This window comes from Hasllibacter sp. MH4015 (assembly GCF_020177575.1).
GTDB lineage: Bacteria > Pseudomonadota > Alphaproteobacteria > Rhodobacterales > Rhodobacteraceae > Gymnodinialimonas.
This window is the reverse complement of sequence record NZ_JAHTBK010000001.1, coordinates 47218-63666: the sequence shown is the minus strand read 5'-3', so window position 1 is coordinate 63666 and position 16449 is coordinate 47218. Positions and strand designations below refer to the sequence as shown.

Sequence of the window (16449 nt, the reverse complement as noted above, 5' to 3'; positions counted from 1 at the left end):
GCGCGGCCGGGTGCCCCGATCGCGCGGCTCAGACAGCCTCGATCGCCATTGCGATGCCCTGCCCGACCCCGATACACATCGTGGCAAGCGCACGCTTTCCGCCGGTGCGTTTGAGATGGAGGCACGCGGTGCCGGTGATCCGCGCGCCGGACATGCCAAGGGGGTGGCCAAGGGCAATCGCGCCGCCATTCGGGTTCACGTGGCCTGCATCATCGGGCACGCCAAGCGCGCGCATCACGGCAAGGCCCTGGGCGGCGAAGGCCTCGTTCAGCTCGATCACGTCGAAATCGCCCACGGACAGGCCAAGGCGCGCCATCAGCTTCTGCGATGCAGGCGCGGGGCCGATGCCCATCACGCGGGGCGCGACGCCCGCGGTGGCTCCACCCAGAACCCGTGCGATGGGGGTCAGGCCATGTTTCGCCGCTGCCGCTTCCGACGCGATGATCAAGGCCGCCGCGCCATCGTTCACGCCCGACGCGTTGCCCGCCGTGACGGAGCCCCCTTCGCGAAATGGCGCGCGCAATCTGGAGAGGGCGGCAATGTCCGTCTCCGGGCGCGGATGTTCGTCCGTGTCCACCACGAGCGGATCGCCCTTGCGACGCGGGATCGTGACCGGCGCGATCTCTTCGGCGAATACTCCCGCCTCCATCGCCGCGCCGGCCCGCGCTTGGGATCGGGCCGCGAAGGCGTCCTGGTCGGCCCGGCTGATACCGTAATCCTCCGCCACGTTTTCCGCGGTCTCGGGCATGGAATCGATGCCGTATTGCGCCTTCATCAGCGGGTTCACGAACCGCCAGCCGATCGTCGTGTCGAAGATCTCCGCCCGGCGGGAATAGGCGCTGTCGGCCTTAGGCATGACGAAGGGCGCGCGGGACATGGATTCGACCCCGCCCGCGATCATCAACTCCGCCTCACCGGCGCGGATGGCGCGCGCGGCGGCGATGATCGCGTCCATGCCCGATCCGCAGAGCCGGTTGATCGTGGCGCCCGGCACATCCTCGGGCAGGCCCGCCAGCAGCGCGGACATGCGCGCCACGTTGCGGTTATCCTCACCCGCCTGATTGGCGCAGCCGAAATAGACGTCGTCGACTGCGGCCCAATCGACGCCGCCGTTGCGCGCCATCAGCGCGCGCAAAGGTACGGCCCCCAGATCGTCGGCGCGGACAGCGGCCAGCGCGCCGCCGAAGCGCCCGATGGGGGTGCGGATGTAATCGCAGATATAAGCGTCGGCCATCTGTGCCTCCCGTTGCTGGCGACAGGCTATCAGGCGATGCGGGCCGAGGGAATGTGTTACCGATGCGCGCGGGCGCGTTTTTCGGCGTAACGCGATGGCTCAGCGGTAGAGACGCTCGAACCGGAAATGCCCAAGCTCCGGTCCGGCCCATTGTTCGGACGCCCAGGCGAACCCCGTCCCGTCGATCCAGTACCGGTTCACGAAACTCTCGCCATCGGGCTGGCGGCTGCATGTCTCCGTCATGCGGGTCAGGCTGCGGGTCCGCTCGAAGATCGTCACAGGCTCCGCCCCGCCGAAGCCGATCTCGCAGGTATAGCCCACCCGCGTCTCCTCGATATCGCCTTCGACATCCACGTAGAGGCGCTGCACCACGCCCGCGCGCCGGTTCACCAATGCCGCACGGGTATCCTCGATGTCAGCGGCATAAAGGTCGGTGATGAAGCCGCGTGTGGCCCGCAGCACCCCTTCGCGGCTGAGCGTGAAAGTGATCGGATCGCCACCCTGCCACGTCTCGTTCGGGCCGTTGGTGGCGATGATGACCACGGTGGAGGAGGTTCCGGCAGCGGCGTTTTCCACCAGCAAAAGCGGGGTCGCCGTCCGGTCGATCAGCGCGCGCGTCAGGACCTGGCGCGGGTCAACGGCGGGGGCGGCAGGCGCGGCGTCACCGCGGCCCAAGAGATCCGAGGCAAAGCCGCGCACGGCGTTGAGCGCGGGGTCTTCGGCACGGCTGCCGCAGGACGCAAGGCAGGCCAGCGCGGCACAGGCGAAGGCAAGCGGCTTCAACGCCATATCATCGCCTCCGACTCTTCCAGCGCGGGGCGGGTATAGTCGATCACCATCTCGTGCAGGCGTCCGTCCACGTTCAACCTTGCGCCGCCATCGCGCAGAACCGGGCGGATCGTGCCCGACTGTGTGTTGCGGTTCGACGTGCCCAGGAACCAGGCCAGCGGGATGTCGATGGTGATCCCCTTGTCGAAGGAGCCTTCGCCGAAGCTGGCAAAACTCACATCGGTGAAGGTCGCAAACGCGCCTACCCGCCAGCCATTGTCGAAGGTACGCTCAAGGGTGATCGTGCTGCCCCAATCGCCCGCCAGGTATCGCCCGGCATCCACCTGCAGATCGAAATCGTCGTTCAGGCGGTAATAGGCCGACACATGCCCGGACGTGACCTGGTAGTCGCGCAGGCCGAAGCCGCCATCGTAATCCCGCTGCCAGACGTGATTGACCTCCATACCCAGGCCCAGCCGGGAATCAGCGGGCTGCCACAGAAGCTCGGCCGAGACGCCGGCATACATCCTCTCCAGATAGCCGACCGTAACGCGGCTATAGAGATTTTCACCCGGCCGTGCGTAATGGGCTAGCGTCAGGTCCTGGATATAGAGGTGCCCTTGCTGGCGGTAGAGCGCGGCCTCCGTCCGGACCGGGGGCGGTGGATTGGGCGGCGGTGGGCGGCCCGCATTCACGATCTGCGAATCCTCGAAATTTCCGATGACGGAGCCGCGCAAGGTGCCGCTCGCGACGAGACCGTTGCCGAACCGGTATTCGCCGGAGAATTCAACTCCGATATCGACAAGGATGGGGTTGTCAGGATCGAAGAAGGACGCATCGACATAGGGCCCGATGCCCCAGCTATAGCGCGATTGGGGGATGCGAACCTCGATACCCTGCGGATCAGCGGTGGTGCGCGCATCCTCGATCTCGGCCACGGCAAGGGCCAGTTCCGCGCCGCCGGGATCGAATTCCAGAAGCTCCAGGTCGCGGCGGGAAATACGCACGCGCGACGTGTCCAGATCATTGACCACGAAAATCACCTCGAACGTCTCCACCGACGGCGGCAAGGCCGCGCTCATCGCGCGCAGGACGCGGCCAAGGGCCTGGGATTCGTGGTTGAATTGCGTGTTGCGCACCCGGATCGTGGCGCGGTGCGCATCGACGTCCAGCGCCACCAAATGCAGGCCCTGATCTTCGAACAATTGGTCGAAATTATCGCTGAGCACCTGCGCCCCGCCGGGCTGGTTCACCCAGCCGGTGTCGTAGGGCGCGTTCTGCAAGGGGCGCACGGCAAGCGGGCGCGGCGGCGCATCCAGCGCGCTGGCGGGGATGAAGGGGCGGTTGGGGTTGATCGCATAGGCCAGGCTGATGCCGAAAACCTCCCCCCCCAGAACATAGGCACTGCCGGTCAAAGTGTCGGAGAAGGCGTAGGTCGCGCCGATATTGAAGGGCGAGTCTGCGGAAAACAGGCCATCGGCGGCCTCAGCGGTATAGAGGTCTGATGAATATTCCAGCTGCACGCGAAGCCGATCCGTCGCCTGCCATTCGATCCCGCCAAACAGGGCCGCATCGCCCCGGAAATACTGGTCCGCATTCAGCGTACCGCCATTTCCGCCGGTCCTCGCGGGCCGCGTCTCGAACCTGTCATCAAAAACGCCGAGGGGGTTGGTGAAGCTGTTGCGCCCGCCGAACCGGCCCCAGCCCATGCCGACGGTGACGGCAACCTGATCCTGTTCGCCCAGATGCCGCGTGGCGACGATGTATTCGCCGCCATAGATCCCGGTGCCGCCGATATCGCGGATGCCCACGGCCAGCGCGGGAAGCCACGCGCCCTCATCCACCACCTGCCAATGCAAATCGAAACTGCGGTCGAAGACCAGATCGCGGCCCAGCGAATTGGTCAGGTCGATCCCGCTATACCGGAAGGAGGCCGTGACATCGGGCAGAACCTGGAAGGCGAGCGTGCCACGCCCGCCGACATTGGAATAGGAGCCGGTGAAGGTCAGCTCCCCATCGGGGTTGCTGTTGGCGGTCGGCATGTCGATCAGGCCGGGCATGCCGAAGGAATTCAGCGTCGGGCGGACAGACAGCGAGCGCGGTTGTTCGGCATGAGTCGGCACGGCCAGCGCGGCAATTGCCACACCAAAACACAAGTATGCCTGGAACTTTCGCATCCGGATCTTTGCCTACCACCAAACTGTGGCGGAGTTCGCCCCGCTCATCTGTCTACCGGAGTAGCCGCCGCCAATGCCGTGGCGCAAGCGCGGGTGGCGTGTTTCCGCCACAGGCGGTGCAGGAACAACACGTCCAAGACGGTCGGCCGGGCACTATCGCATCACGAAGGGGTCGGGGATCGGATCGTCGCTTGTGCGCAGCCAGACCGATTTGACCTTGGTATAGTCGAGCGCCGCCTGAAGCCCGCCCTCGCGGCCATGCCCCGATAGGCCATGGCCCCCGAAGGGCGCGATGGGACTGACCGCGCGGTAGGTGTTGATCCAGACGATCCCAGCGTCGATCGCGCGGACCATGCGGTGCGCGCGGGTCAGATCGCGGGTGAACACGCCCGAGGCAAGCCCGTATTCGGTGGCATTGGCCAGTTCCACGGCCTCCGCCTCTGTCTCGAAACTCTGGACCGACAGGACGGGGCCGAAAACCTCCTCCGTCAGGCAGGGCGCGTCTGGCGTATCGGTGCAATCGACGATGGTGGGCGGAAAATAGGTGCCGGCCCGATCCAGCGCCTGCCCACCGGTCACAAGCCGCGCGCCCATCGCAACCGACCGGGCCACCAGATCCGCCGCGCGGTCCACCTGCGCCCTTGTGCAAAGTGGCCCGACCTCCGTGCTCATATCGTCGGGCGGCCCGATGACCACCGCTTCAGCCTTGTCCTTCAACCGCTCCAGAAACGCGTCCTTGATCGCGTGCTCCACCAACAACCGCGACCCCGCCACGCAGCTTTGCCCGGTCGCCGCGAAGATGCCGGAGACCTGGGCATTCACCGCCGAATCCAGATCGGCATCGGCGAACACGATGAACGGGGATTTGCCCCCCAGCTCCAGGGATGTGGAGGCCAGGTTTTCCGCCGAATTGCGCACAACCGCCCGCGCGGTGCCCGGCCCGCCGGTGAACGCCACATGCGACACCTTGGGGTGAGAGGTCAGGACCGCCCCGCAATCGGACCCGAAGCCCGTGACCACGTTCAGCACACCGGGCGGAAAACCCGCGCGGTCAAAGATGCGCGCGAATTCCAGCATCGGTGCCGGGCCATCCTCCGATGCCTTCAGCACCATCGTGCAGCCCGCCGCCAGCGCCGGGCCGATCTTCACCGCCGACAGGAACAGCTGCGAGTTCCACGGCACAATGGCGGCGACCACGCCGACGGGCTCCCGGCGCAGCCAGACCTCCATATCCGGCTTGTCGATGGGCAGATGCGCCCCTTCGATCTTGTCTGCCAGCCCGGCATAGTATCGGTAATACTCCGCCACATACGCCACCTGGGCGGAGGTTTCGCGGATGATCTTACCGGTATCGCGCGTCTCCAACCGCGCCAGCACCTCCGCGTTCTCAGCGATCAGGTCGGCCAGACGGTAGAGCAGCTTGCCGCGCGCCGTGGCGCTCAACCCCGCCCAGTCCGGGCTACGAAACGCGGCATGGGCGGCCTCCACAGCGGCATTCACGTCCTCTGCCTGGGCCTCCGGCATCATCGCCCAGACCTCGCCCGTTGCCGGATTGCGGCTTTCGAACCGGGCGGTGCCCTCGGAAAACGCGCCGCCGATATAGTGCTGAAACTGCTCCATCAGATCCCTTTCAGGCGAAGGCCGGCATCACGTCGTCGATGAACCGCCGCAGCGACGCCACCTTGCGCTCGAAGCTCATGCCGCTGTCGATCCAGAGCGAGTATTCGTCATATCCCAGCGCCTCGTAACCCTTGATCCGCGAAATCGCGTCCCCCGCCGTCGCGATCACGTTGTCGCGCATCATCGCATCAGCGGAATAGAACGGATGCGCGGCGACCTCCGCATCGCTCAGCGGGTCAATCCGGCCCCGGGACACGGCGCGTTCGTTTTTGAACCACGCTCCGAAGTAGCAATAAAATAGGTTGATCTCCTCCGCCGCCTGCCGCGCATCGTCAGCATCGGACGCGATATAGGTGTGGTTGAGCAACATGATCTGCGGGCGAGGGACATCGGAGAATTTCTCGCAAGCCGCGTTGAACGTCTCCATCAGCTTCGTGATCTCCCCATCGCCCTGCCACAGGGGCGTGACCTGCACGTTGCAGCCATGGGCTACGGCGAATTCGTGGCTGTTGGGATCGCGCGCCGCAACCCAGATCGGCGGACCGCCCGCCTGCACCGGACGCGGCGTGGACGTGGTGGCGGGGAAGGAATGATAGGTGCCGTCATGGGCGTAATCCCCCGCCCAAAGCCCCTTGATCGCCGGGATCACCTCCCGCATTCGCTGACCCGCATCCCACGCATCCATGCCCGGCACCATGCGCTCGTATTCATAACTGTAAGCCCCCCGCGCGATGCCCAGATCAAGGCGGCCTCGCGTAATCAGGTCCGTCATCGCCGCCTCCCCCGCCAGCCGGATCGGATGCCAGAAGGGCGCGATGATCGTGCCGGTGCCAAGGCGCACATGCTCGGTCTGATGGGCCAGGTCGATGAGGTTCAGGAAAGGGTTCGGCGCGACGGTGAAATCCATCCCGTGATGCTCCCCCGTCCAGACCGCGTGCATCCCGCCCTTATCGGCCATCTTCGCCAGTTCCACGAATTCCTCATAAAGGACCCGCTGATCCTGATCGGGCGCCGTCCGCTCCATATGCACGAAGAGTGAGAACCGCATTTTCATGCCTCCCTTTTGCGTGGGTTCGCTGTTGGATCGCGCGACAGCCAATGGGCCAGATGCGCCGTGACTGCCGCCGGGGCCGTCAAGTTGACCATGTGACGGTGGCCGGGGATGATGATCGCCTCCCCATCCTGCGCCGCCGCCGCCATCGCCCGCGCCATGGCGGGTGTGGAATTCGGGTCATCCGCGCCGGTCAGGACGAGGACCGGGCAGGCGATATCCGGCAAATCGTCCGCATAGGTCGCATCACCGCGGGCGAATGCCGCGTAGGCCGTCGCATACCCATCGCGATCCACGGCGCTGAGCCATTTTGCAACCTGCGCACGCGGGGTGGCCTGATCTTCGGTGAACCACCGGTCCAGCGGGGCCTGCGCGTCGACCTCCCCTGCCGCGATCCGCTTCGCACGCGCCTCCACCGCGTCGCGCGCCGCGGGCGGACGGCGGTGGACGGGGTTGAGCAGGGCCAGGCGCGCCACCCGTTCGGGCCGCGTCACCGCGACGCCCGCGGCGATCAGCGCGCCCATGGAATGCCCCGCAAGGCTGACCGGGCCCACGTCCAAAGCGGCAATCGCATCCGCGCACCAAGCCACGAAATCCGGCAATTCAGCACCGCGCGGCAAGGGATCGCTGCCGCCATGGCCGGGCATGTCCAACGCAAACACCCGATGGGTCCGGGACAAAACCTCCACCTGCGGGGCCCAAGCCGCCGCATTCAGGCCGACCCCGTGGATCAGCACCAGCGGCGCGCCCCGCCCCGCCACGTGGCAAGCGACCTTGCGCTCAGACAGATGCAGGATTGTCGACATCGTGGCCCAAATCCCTGAGGTCTTGATACCGGTCCCCGATCCGGTGATGCGGCCGCCCGCCGATCGACGCGCCCAGGGCCACCACGATCTCATCCGCCGCGGGCGCATCGGCAATCGACGTCTGGATCGTCAGGTAGTGGGACCGCCGCCCCCCGTCGTTCTTGTCCATCAGCGGGATCATAAGCGGCGCATTGGCCGGCCCGCGCGTGTTGCAGAACGACAGGTAGGATTTCGCGCCCACCGCCTGCCGGTAATGGTTTCCGAAGCTCAGTGTGTGGATCAGGGCGGAGGCATGTTCGACCTCGCCATTCAGGCCGACGATTGCGGATTTTCCGTAGCCTTCGACCCTGTCGCCACCGCCCGCCGCCTCCAGCACTATCCCGGTCAGAAGCGCGCCCAGGCCCGGCGCGCAATCCTGGATCGCGGGCTTGAGATCCTCCACGAAGCCCTGCCCGGCCCATGGATTCCGGATGACCGCCATGGCGGCGATCAGCACCAGCGGCGGTTCCGCCGCCTTGCCGCCTTCGATCAGCGTGTTCTCGACGTGCAGCAGGGTCTTTCGGATCTCGGCGGGCATGGGTGATTCCGGGCTCAGGTTTCGCCCGCTTAAGTTGGTATACCATATGACGGTATGTCAATAATTCTTGTTGCCCCGCGCCCGGGCTGCTACGCCCAAGGCATGACCCTTCCCGCGCCGCCCGTCCTCGACAAGATCAACCACGCGCCCCAGACCCTTCGCGACGTGGTGCAGATCCGCATGCGGGAGGCGATCATCGGCGGCCATTTCGAACCGGGCCAACGGCTCGTGGAACGCCCGCTCTGCGATCAACTGGGCGTCAGCCGCACCGTGATCCGAGAGACGATCCGCTACCTCGAAGCCGAAGGATTGGTGGAGATCGTTCCGAACCGGGGGCCGATCGTGGCGAGGCTATCCTGGGATCAGGCCAAGCAGATCTACGATGTGCGCCGCCAGCTGGAAAGCGCCGCGGCGGGCAAATGCGCGCTGGTTCACGGCGCCGCATTCCGACCCCTTCTGACCGAGGCGCTGGAGGCCGTTGCCGCCACGATGCAAGACGACATCTGGGCCGATCTGATGCAGGCGACAACCGCCTTCTATGAACTGATCTTTCAGGAGGCCGGTCACACCATCGCTTGGGAAATCGTGCAGCGCCTCAATGGCCGGATCAGCCGCCTGCGGGCCCTGACCATCGCTGCGCGGGACCATGACAAGCCGGGCATGGACCACATGAACGCCATCCATGACGCGATCCTGGCCCGTGATGAGCCGGCCGCGCGCACCGCGGTGGAGACCCATATCGCGGAGGCGTCGGCAACCGCGCGGGCGTTCCTGAAGGACGAGGCCGATGCCTAAAGGATATTGGATCGCGAGCGTCACCATCACCGATGCGGCACGGTATGCGGGCTATCAGCGGCACGCCCCCGCCGCCTTCGCGAAATACGGCGCGAAGTTCCTTGCCCGTGGCGGCGATGCGCAGACGTTGGAAGGCGCGGAGTTCGAACGGCACGTCGTCATTGAATTCGGCAGCAAGGAAGACGCGCTGGCCTGCTACCATTCCGCCGAGTACCGCACCGCGCGCGACCGTCGGGCCGGGGCCTGCGAGGCCCGTATCGTCATCGTCGAGGGGCTATAGGGCTAGGCGAAGATAGATTTCCTGTATCGCCAAGACGCGCGATGATAAATCCCTGCACAATAGCAAGGAGCGCGCGGCGATGATCGGATCGACCCTGACCCTCAAACAACTCGAAGCCCTGATATGGGTGGCGGACCTTGGATCCTTCCGCAAGGCGGCGACCCATCTTGGCACGACGCAGCCCAATATCTCCGCGCGGATCGCCGGGCTGGAAAAGACCCTCGGCACCGTGTTGATGCAGCGCGATGCGGGCTCCATCCGGATGACCGACAAGGGGGCAGAGGTTCTGGACGCCGCCCGGACCACCTTGCGCGCCGCGGAACGGGTCGTGGAGGTGGCGGATCGGCCCGATCTGGTGACCGACAGGTTGCGCCTGGGGGTGACGGAACTGGTCGCCTGCACCTGGCTGCACGCCTATCTGCGCGCCATCAAGGCCGCGTATCCGGCGTTAAATGTCGAACTGACGGTCGATCTGTCCCACACCCTTGATTCCGAAATGGCGGCGCGGCGGCTGGACCTTGCGGTGCAGACGGCGCCCTTCGCCAGTGCCGCCAGCGGTGCGCTGGACCTGGGCCACGCGCCCTATATCTGGGTCGCGACGCCCGCCATCGCCAGGCAATTGCCCGCGCGCCCCGGCCTTGCGGACCTTCTGCCTCATTCCATCCTGACCCATGCCCGCCACACGCAGGCCTACGGGGAACTGGCCGCCCAGATCGCGGCGCAGGGGCTGCCCAGCGCGCGGATCGTGTCGTCCAGCAGCCTCGCCTCCTGCGTGCAGATGGCCGCCGACGGGATGGGTGTGACCCTGCTGCCCGAGGCGCTGGTGCGTCGCGACCTGGCCCAAGGCACGCTCGCGCAAGTGGACGTCGACTGGACACCCACGCCCCTGCGGTTCGCGGCCCGGTACCAGGCCGACCGCGCCCCGACATTCCTGGGAACGGTGGCGGACCTGGCCGTGCAGGTCGCCGCCGATACATTCCGCGCAGGACATCAACCGGTTCGATCGCCGCAATAGAAGAAAATAATTGGAACTGATCGCCGTCGGACTGCAGACTGGCGCAGCAACGCACGAAGGTCCGATCCCATGACTCATTCCTCTATCCGATTGGGCGTCGATATCGGCGGCACGTTCACGGACGTCGTTCTGGAACGCGGGGCGGCGCAATTCTCCACCAAGGTGCTGACGACCTATGCCGCGCCGGAGGATGCGATCATCGACGGGATGGGGCAGGTCTGCGCCAAGGCCGGTGTGACGCCCGACCAGATCGACCAGATCATCCACGGCACGACCCTGGCTACCAACGCACTGATCGAGCGGCGGGGCGCGAAGACCGCGCTGATCACCACCGAAGGCTTCCGGGACGTGATCGAGATGCGGACGGAATCCCGGTTCGAGCAATATGACCTGAACCTCAACCTGCCCGAGCCGCTTCTGCCGCGCCAGATGCGCTTTACCGTGCCGGGCCGGGTGGATGCCCTGGGCCATGTGCTCAAGCCCCTGACCCGCGCCGAGGTGGAGCCGGTTGTCGACCAGATCGCGGCGGCGGGTTTCGAGAGTGTCGCGGTGGGGCTGATCCATTCCTACCTCAACGATGAACATGAGGTTCTGGTGCGGGACGTTCTGGCCGAAAAGATGCCGGACGCGATGGTATCGCTGTCCTGCGAAGTCTCCCCCCAGATGCGCGAATATGAGCGGTTCAACACCGTCGTGGCCAACGCCTATATCAAGCCGCTGATGAAATCCTACCTGGGCCGTCTGGAAGGCCGCTTGCGGGCGGAAGGGGTGGGATGCGCGATCTTCCTGATGCATTCGGGCGGCGGCATCATCTCGCTTGAGAACGCGGCGGAGTTTCCGGTGCGCCTGGTGGAATCCGGGCCTGCGGGCGGCGCGGTGTTCGCGGCCCATATCGCGGCGCGCCACGGGCTGGACAAGGTCCTGTCCTTCGACATGGGCGGCACGACCGCGAAGATCTGCCTGATCAAGAACCAGACGCCCAAGACCTCCCGCGTGTTCGAGGTGGCGCGGACCTACCGGTTCAAGAAGGGATCGGGGATGCCCATTTCCATTCCCGTGATCGACATGGTGGAGATTGGGGCGGGCGGCGGGTCGCTCGCCCATGTGGATGCGATGCGCCAGATCCGGGTGGGGCCGGAAAGCGCAGGCTCGGAACCCGGTCCGGCCTGTTACGGGCGGGGCGGCGAAAGGCCCGCCGTGACCGATGCCGATTTGATCCTCGGCAAGCTCGACCCCGACAATTTCGCGGGCGGGTCGATCGCGCTGGACCCGTCAGCCTCCGCCGATGCGTTGCGCGCGCAGATCGGCGAGACGCTCGACATGGACACGGTCGAGGCGGCATTCGGCGTGGCCGAGGTCGTGGATGAGAACATGGCCAATGCCGCCCGGGTCCACGCGGTTGAGAACGGCGAAGACCTGAGCGATTACACCATGATCGCGTTTGGCGGCGCCGCGCCACTCCATGCCGGACGCCTGTGCGAGAAGCTGGGGATCGCGCGTTGCCTGGTCCCCCCCGGCGCGGGCGTGGGCAGCGCCATCGGTTTCCTGCGCGCGCCCTATTCGTTCGAGGCAAACCGCTCCGTCTACATGCGGCTGTCGGATTTCGATGCGGACACGATCAAGACGCTCCTGGCGGATCTGCAGGCGGAGGCGACGGGGTTCGTGCGCAGTTGCGATGCAACGGCGGAGATCCTGAACGAGTTCAAGGTCTATATGCGCTATGCCGGGCAGGGCTGGGAGATCCCCATCCCGCTGAGCGAGGCACAAGCCATGTCCCCCGATGCGGAGACATTCCAGCGCCGGTTCGAGGAGGAATATACCAAGCTCTTCGCGCGCATTGTCGCGGGCATGGATGTGGAAATCACGGTCTGGTCCGTGAATGCCACGACCCCGCCGCAAGGGGTGGACCCGCTTGACCCCTACGACATCACCGGCGCAGCCGCCGCCACCGGCACCCGCGACCTCTTCGACCCGGTGCAGGTCAAGGTCCTGCAGGCGCAGGTTGTGGAGCGCGACAGCTTGCAGACCGGGCAGGTCGCCCAAGGCCCCGCCGCCATCGTGGAGGCGGAGACCACCATCATAATCCCCGCCAGCCGCGACGCGATCCGCGCCAGCGACGGTTGCGTGGAGATAACGTCCAAACCCGTTGCCGGAGGCACGCCATGACCGAACCCAGCAACGTCGCCTACCAGGTCATGTGGAACCGTCTGATTTCGGTGGTGGAGGAACAGGCCCAGGCGCTCGTGCGCACTGCCTTCTCCACCTCCGTGCGGGAGGCGGGCGATCTGTCGGCGGGTGTCTATGACGTGGCGGGGCGAATGCTGGCCCAGGCCGTCACCGGGACCCCCGGCCATGTCAACGCGATGGCCGATGCCGTGCCCCACTTCATCCGCCGGATCGGGCGGGAGAATATCTGTGAGGGCGATGTCTACATCACCAACGACCCGTGGGAGGGGACGGGCCACCTCCATGACATCACCATGGTCACGCCGTCCTTTTTCGACGGGAAGCTGGCGGGTTTTTTCGCCTGCACCGCGCATGTCGTCGACATCGGCGGGCGCGGTTTCGGGGCCGATGCGGCCAGCGTCTTTGAGGAAGGGCTCTATATCCCGATCATGAAATTCGCGGATCGCGGGCATGTGGACGAGACGCTGGTGCGTATCATCCGCGGCAATGTGCGCGAACCCGATCAGTTGATCGGCGATATCCATGCGCTGGCCACCTGCAACGAGATCGGGCACCGGCGCCTGACCGAAATGATGGAGGAGTTCGGGCTGCGCGACCTGGACGGGATCGCCGCCTTCATCCTCGACAATTCCCGCCGCGCCACGTTGGAGCGGATCGCCGCCCTGCCCCGCAGCTCCGCCGAGGGCGAGATGATCATCGACGGCTTCGCCACGCCCATCACCCTGAAGGTGCGCGTGACGGTTGAGGAGGATCGGATCGTCACCGATTTCGACGGGACGTCCGGCGTCGACAAGAAGGGTATCAACTGCCCCATGGTCTATACCAAGGCCTATGCCTGCTATGCCCTGAAGGTCGCGATCGCGCCCGAAATCCCGAACAACGCCGCCTCGCTGGCCCCGTTCGTGGTGACGGCGCCGGTCGACACCATCGTCAATGCCGTCCACCCCGCGCCCGTTGCGCTGCGCCATATCGTGGGCCATTTCGTGCCCGATACCGTCTTCGATGCCTTCGACAAGATCGTGCCGGGCCTGGTGCCCGCCGAAGGGGCCGGGTGCCTGTGCAATTTCCAGGTCTCGCTGAGGCCGCGCACCGATGCCCCCGCCCCTCCGGACGCGCGGCGGTCGGAGGTTCTGACGTTCAATTCCGGCGGCTCCGGCGCGCGGCCCGACCATGACGGCCTGAATGCCACCGCCTTCCCGTCCGGCGTGATGACGATGCCGGTGGAAGCGACCGAACATGCCGGGCCGGTCATCATCTGGCGCAAGGAGCTTCGCCCCGGATCGGGCGGGGCGGGCAAGCGGCGGGGCGGGCTTGGCCAATACATGGAAGTCGGCGCGCGGGAGGGGCATGAATTCGACATCCAGGCCATGTTCGACCGCGTCGATCATCCCGCAAGGGGCCGTCGCGGCGGAAAACCCGGCGCGCCCACGATTATCGCGCAGGATGACGGCACATTGATGAAGGGCAAGGGCAAGCAATTCGTACCCCATGGCCGCAAGGTGATGATGGCCTTCCCCGGCGGCGCAGGCTACGGCGCGCCGGAAGACCGACCCAAGGCGCAAGTCAAACGCGACCTTGCGCGCGGTTACATATCGGCAGAGATGGCGCAGGCGGATTACGGGCTGTCGGAGGCCGAGATCGACGAGGTCAGGCAGGCCGTGGCGCGCGGTGAGAATGTGTGATCGACGGGCGCGCGCGACCGCGCCGGGCCCGGGCCAGACCACCACGACAAGCGATCCGACTAACCTGCCTTCACCGACCGGACGGTGTCCGATGCGTCTCGAACATCAGGACGGTGCCAAGATCGGTGCGATCAATCACGCGATCGAATGTCATGCCGAGTTTCCCGATCAGGCGTCTTGAGGCTGCATTGTCCTCGTAAACCCGCGCGACCAGACGGTCCAACCCGTGAACGGCGAACGCCGCATCGGCCACGCAATGCGCAGCCTCAGACGCATAGCCCTGCCCCCAGTGGGATTGCTTCAGCCACCACCCGATCTCCGTCTCATCCAGATTGAAAACCGGCGCAATCCCACAAAACCCGATGAGGTCGCCCGTCTCCCGCTCGATCAGTTTCCAGCAGCAATAGCCCAGGCTGTGCTGATGTGCGCGCTGCAACCCCATGAACCAGCCGATCCGGCTGTCCGGCCACGCCTTCCCGTCGGCGATAAAGTGCATCACCGCCGGATCGCGCGCGATGGGCGCAAAGGCGGCGAAGTCGTCCAGCTCCCAGGTTTGCAGGGTCAGACGCTCTGTTTCGTGGACGACGGTGCTGGTCATCTGCGGCCCGTGGATTGGAGACGGACGAAAGTAACGATCTGCGAGGATGGGTCAACGCGGCCGGCCAACGCCACCGCAGGCTGCACCATGTCCTGGCCGCGCAATACGATACGCGAGTATCTCAATGTCGGGAAATGGCGCGCTGGGGAGGATTCGAACCCCCGACCCCTTGATTCGTAGTCAAGTACTCTATCCAACTGAGCTACCAGCGCACGCGGGCTTGACTTACCGAAGGGTCCGACCCAGTGCAAGGGGCAATCAGGTGGCCACGCCGCCGGGCAGAAACAGGGCGAAGGTCGTGCCCTCGGGCCCGGTTGATTTCAACTCCAGTCGCCCGCCATGGCCGCGCAGGATTTCCGAACAGATCGCAAGGCCAAGGCCGGTCCCGCCCACCTTGCTGGCCGTGGAGAAGGGCTTGAACAGGTTCTCCTGCGCCTTCTGGGGCAGGCCGGGGCCGGTATCGCAGATCTCGATGCACCAGCCATCGTCATGGGCGCGCGCGCGGACCGTGATCTCTCCGGGCTTGTGGGTGGCGGTGATGGCCTGGCGGGCATTGCGCACCAGGTTCGACAGGACGCGGTGCAATTGTTCGGGGTCCGCGCGCACCACGATGTCGGCGGGGATGTCTGTGTCATAGCTGACTTCCCCGTCACCTTGGGCGAGATTGTCGTTGTCCAGCACGTCATCGACCAACGGCAGCAGCGTGACGCGGTCGAGCTTGGGCGCAGGCTCCTCCGCCCGGCCGAAGGCGAGCGTGGCTTCGGTCAGGTTGATCGCGCGGCTGAGCGAATTGATCAACTTGGGCGCGATGCGCTGCACGGTGGGGTCGGGGATCGTCTCCAACCTGTCCGCGACGAGCGTGGCGACCGACAGCATGTTGCGCAGGTCGTGGCTGATCTTGGCAACCGCTTCGCCGAGTTGCGCCAACCTCTCCCGCTGCCGCAGAAGGGAGGTCAGCTGTGTCTGCATCCCGTGCAGCGCCTCCTCCGCGTTGCGCAATTCGCGCACCGTGCCGCGGGGCTGGATGATGCGGTTTGCGTCGTCCGGTGCCTCCGCGTAGCTCATCATAGACCCCACCACGCGCTTGATCGGGTTCACCATCAAGATGCGGACGGAGACGAACAGAAGGATCGCCGTGAAAACGGAGATCACCGCCGACAGGATCAGGATGCGGATGCCGTAGTCGATCATCGCCATGCGCAGGGGGGCCGTCTGCATCGTCACCTCGATCAGCAGCCCCGCCTCCCGCACCGGTTCGCCGATCACGCGAATGTTCTGGTCCTCCGTCTCCAGGATGCGTCGCGTGGCGTCGCGGACCAGTTCCCAGGCTGGCGGATCACGCAAATCGAAACTGGCGGAGATCGGCTCCATCCCGTCGGTGGACAGGATCAGCTGCCGCACCGCATCCCGGCGCAACACGACGTTGAGGACTTCGGCGTTTTCCAGAAGCTCGTATTCCAGCTCATCGTCGATCATCCCGTCTGTCGCCAGAAGCGCGAGGGATGCGATCTGCGCGCGTTCCAGGCGGGCCAGCAGGTAATCCTCCCGAAACCGCGCGATGGAGGGGACGAAGATGAAGATCTCGGCCAGCATCACGAAGATGATGGTAAGGATCAGAAACCGCCCTGATAGTGAGTTGGCCAAACGCCGCCCCCCGGA

The 16449-nt window shown here is 65.8% G+C and carries 14 protein-coding genes and 1 tRNA gene; 5 read left to right on the top strand and 10 right to left on the bottom strand.

Going from position 1 to position 16449, the window contains the following annotated elements; genetic code table 11:
• Positions 1-28 precede the first annotated feature (28 nt).
• From pcaF to KUW62_RS00380, 7 genes are all read right to left on the bottom strand, one after another.
• Positions 29-1234, bottom strand: coding sequence for a 3-oxoadipyl-CoA thiolase (gene pcaF, locus KUW62_RS00410; protein WP_224813541.1), 1206 nt, complete (start codon positions 1232-1234; stop codon positions 29-31).
• Positions 1235-1333: 99 nt separating this feature from the next.
• A complete protein-coding gene (locus KUW62_RS00405) occupies positions 1334-2023 on the bottom strand; it encodes a YjbF family lipoprotein (RefSeq protein ID WP_224813540.1) in 690 nt (229 codons plus the stop codon).
• Positions 2014-4125: a YjbH domain-containing protein gene (locus KUW62_RS00400; RefSeq protein ID WP_224813539.1), complete on the bottom strand. Its 2112-nt coding sequence runs from the start codon at positions 4123-4125 to the stop codon at positions 2014-2016. Before KUW62_RS00400 ends, KUW62_RS00405 begins: the two co-directional genes overlap by 10 nt.
• A 207-nt stretch (positions 4126-4332) precedes the next feature.
• Positions 4333-5799, bottom strand: coding sequence for an aldehyde dehydrogenase (locus KUW62_RS00395; RefSeq protein WP_224813538.1), 1467 nt, complete (start codon positions 5797-5799; stop codon positions 4333-4335).
• Positions 5800-5809: 10 nt separating this feature from the next.
• Entirely contained in the window at positions 5810-6847 is a 1038-nt protein-coding gene (locus KUW62_RS00390) for an LLM class flavin-dependent oxidoreductase (protein ID WP_224813537.1), read from the bottom strand.
• 2 nt (positions 6848-6849) lie between these two features.
• A complete protein-coding gene (locus KUW62_RS00385; RefSeq protein ID WP_224813536.1) occupies positions 6850-7656 on the bottom strand; it encodes an alpha/beta fold hydrolase in 807 nt (268 codons plus the stop codon).
• On the bottom strand, positions 7631-8233 hold the full coding sequence (locus tag KUW62_RS00380) for an amino acid synthesis family protein (RefSeq protein WP_224813535.1): 603 nt from the start codon (positions 8231-8233) through the stop codon (positions 7631-7633). Before KUW62_RS00380 ends, KUW62_RS00385 begins: the two co-directional genes overlap by 26 nt.
• Before the next feature lie 102 nt (positions 8234-8335).
• On the opposite strand from KUW62_RS00380, the gene KUW62_RS00375 reads away from it, so the two are divergent.
• The 5 genes from KUW62_RS00375 (at position 8336) to KUW62_RS00355 (ending at position 14192) form a co-directional block, all read left to right on the top strand.
• Positions 8336-9028, top strand: coding sequence for a GntR family transcriptional regulator (locus tag KUW62_RS00375; protein WP_224813534.1), 693 nt, complete (start codon positions 8336-8338; stop codon positions 9026-9028).
• Positions 9021-9308 carry a DUF1330 domain-containing protein gene (locus KUW62_RS00370; RefSeq protein ID WP_224813533.1) on the top strand — a complete coding sequence of 96 codons (288 nt, stop codon included), beginning with the start codon at positions 9021-9023 and terminating at the stop codon, positions 9306-9308. Before KUW62_RS00375 ends, KUW62_RS00370 begins: the two co-directional genes overlap by 8 nt.
• Positions 9309-9387: 79 nt before the next feature.
• A complete protein-coding gene (locus KUW62_RS00365; protein ID WP_224813532.1) occupies positions 9388-10323 on the top strand; it encodes a LysR family transcriptional regulator in 936 nt (311 codons plus the stop codon).
• 69 nt (positions 10324-10392) lie between these two features.
• The gene (locus tag KUW62_RS00360; protein ID WP_224813531.1) at positions 10393-12489 is read left to right on the top strand and encodes a hydantoinase/oxoprolinase family protein; all 2097 of its coding nucleotides are present in this window, start codon (positions 10393-10395) and stop codon (positions 12487-12489) included.
• Positions 12486-14192 (top strand): hydantoinase B/oxoprolinase family protein, encoded by a 1707-nt coding sequence (locus KUW62_RS00355; protein ID WP_224813530.1) that lies wholly within the window; start codon positions 12486-12488, stop codon positions 14190-14192. The genes KUW62_RS00360 and KUW62_RS00355 overlap by 4 nt, the downstream gene beginning before the upstream one ends.
• A gap of 70 nt (positions 14193-14262) precedes the next feature.
• Here the strand turns inward: KUW62_RS00355 and KUW62_RS00350 are convergent, their stop codons facing one another.
• The 3 genes from KUW62_RS00350 to KUW62_RS00340 form a co-directional block, all read right to left on the bottom strand.
• Complete coding sequence (locus KUW62_RS00350; protein ID WP_224813529.1) at positions 14263-14790, bottom strand: GNAT family N-acetyltransferase; 528 nt, start codon at positions 14788-14790, stop codon at positions 14263-14265.
• A gap of 135 nt (positions 14791-14925) precedes the next feature.
• A tRNA-Arg gene (locus KUW62_RS00345) sits at positions 14926-15002 on the bottom strand.
• 46 nt (positions 15003-15048) lie between these two features.
• Positions 15049-16434, bottom strand: a complete 1386-nt coding sequence (locus KUW62_RS00340) for a sensor histidine kinase (protein ID WP_224813528.1) — start codon at positions 16432-16434, stop codon at positions 15049-15051.
• Between the last annotated feature and the right edge of the window lie 15 nt (positions 16435-16449).

Excerpts from the sequence above, each read along its gene's own strand:
- pcaF (WP_224813541.1), bottom strand. The coding sequence starts at position 1,234 with ATGGCCGACGCTTATATCTGCGATTACATCCGCACCCCCATCGGGCGC.
- KUW62_RS00405 (WP_224813540.1), bottom strand. The coding sequence starts at position 2,023 with ATGGCGTTGAAGCCGCTTGCCTTCGCCTGTGCCGCGCTGGCCTGCCTT.
- KUW62_RS00395 (WP_224813538.1), bottom strand. The coding sequence starts at position 5,799 with ATGGAGCAGTTTCAGCACTATATCGGCGGCGCGTTTTCCGAGGGCACC.
- KUW62_RS00390 (WP_224813537.1), bottom strand. The coding sequence starts at position 6,847 with ATGCGGTTCTCACTCTTCGTGCATATGGAGCGGACGGCGCCCGATCAG.
- KUW62_RS00385 (WP_224813536.1), bottom strand. The coding sequence starts at position 7,656 with ATGTCGACAATCCTGCATCTGTCTGAGCGCAAGGTCGCTTGCCACGTG.
- KUW62_RS00380 (WP_224813535.1), bottom strand. The coding sequence starts at position 8,233 with ATGCCCGCCGAGATCCGAAAGACCCTGCTGCACGTCGAGAACACGCTG.
- KUW62_RS00375 (WP_224813534.1), top strand. The coding sequence starts at position 8,336 with ATGACCCTTCCCGCGCCGCCCGTCCTCGACAAGATCAACCACGCGCCC.
- KUW62_RS00370 (WP_224813533.1), top strand. The coding sequence starts at position 9,021 with ATGCCTAAAGGATATTGGATCGCGAGCGTCACCATCACCGATGCGGCA.
- KUW62_RS00365 (WP_224813532.1), top strand. The coding sequence starts at position 9,388 with ATGATCGGATCGACCCTGACCCTCAAACAACTCGAAGCCCTGATATGG.
- KUW62_RS00360 (WP_224813531.1), top strand. The coding sequence starts at position 10,393 with ATGACTCATTCCTCTATCCGATTGGGCGTCGATATCGGCGGCACGTTC.
- KUW62_RS00355 (WP_224813530.1), top strand. The coding sequence starts at position 12,486 with ATGACCGAACCCAGCAACGTCGCCTACCAGGTCATGTGGAACCGTCTG.
- KUW62_RS00350 (WP_224813529.1), bottom strand. The coding sequence starts at position 14,790 with ATGACCAGCACCGTCGTCCACGAAACAGAGCGTCTGACCCTGCAAACC.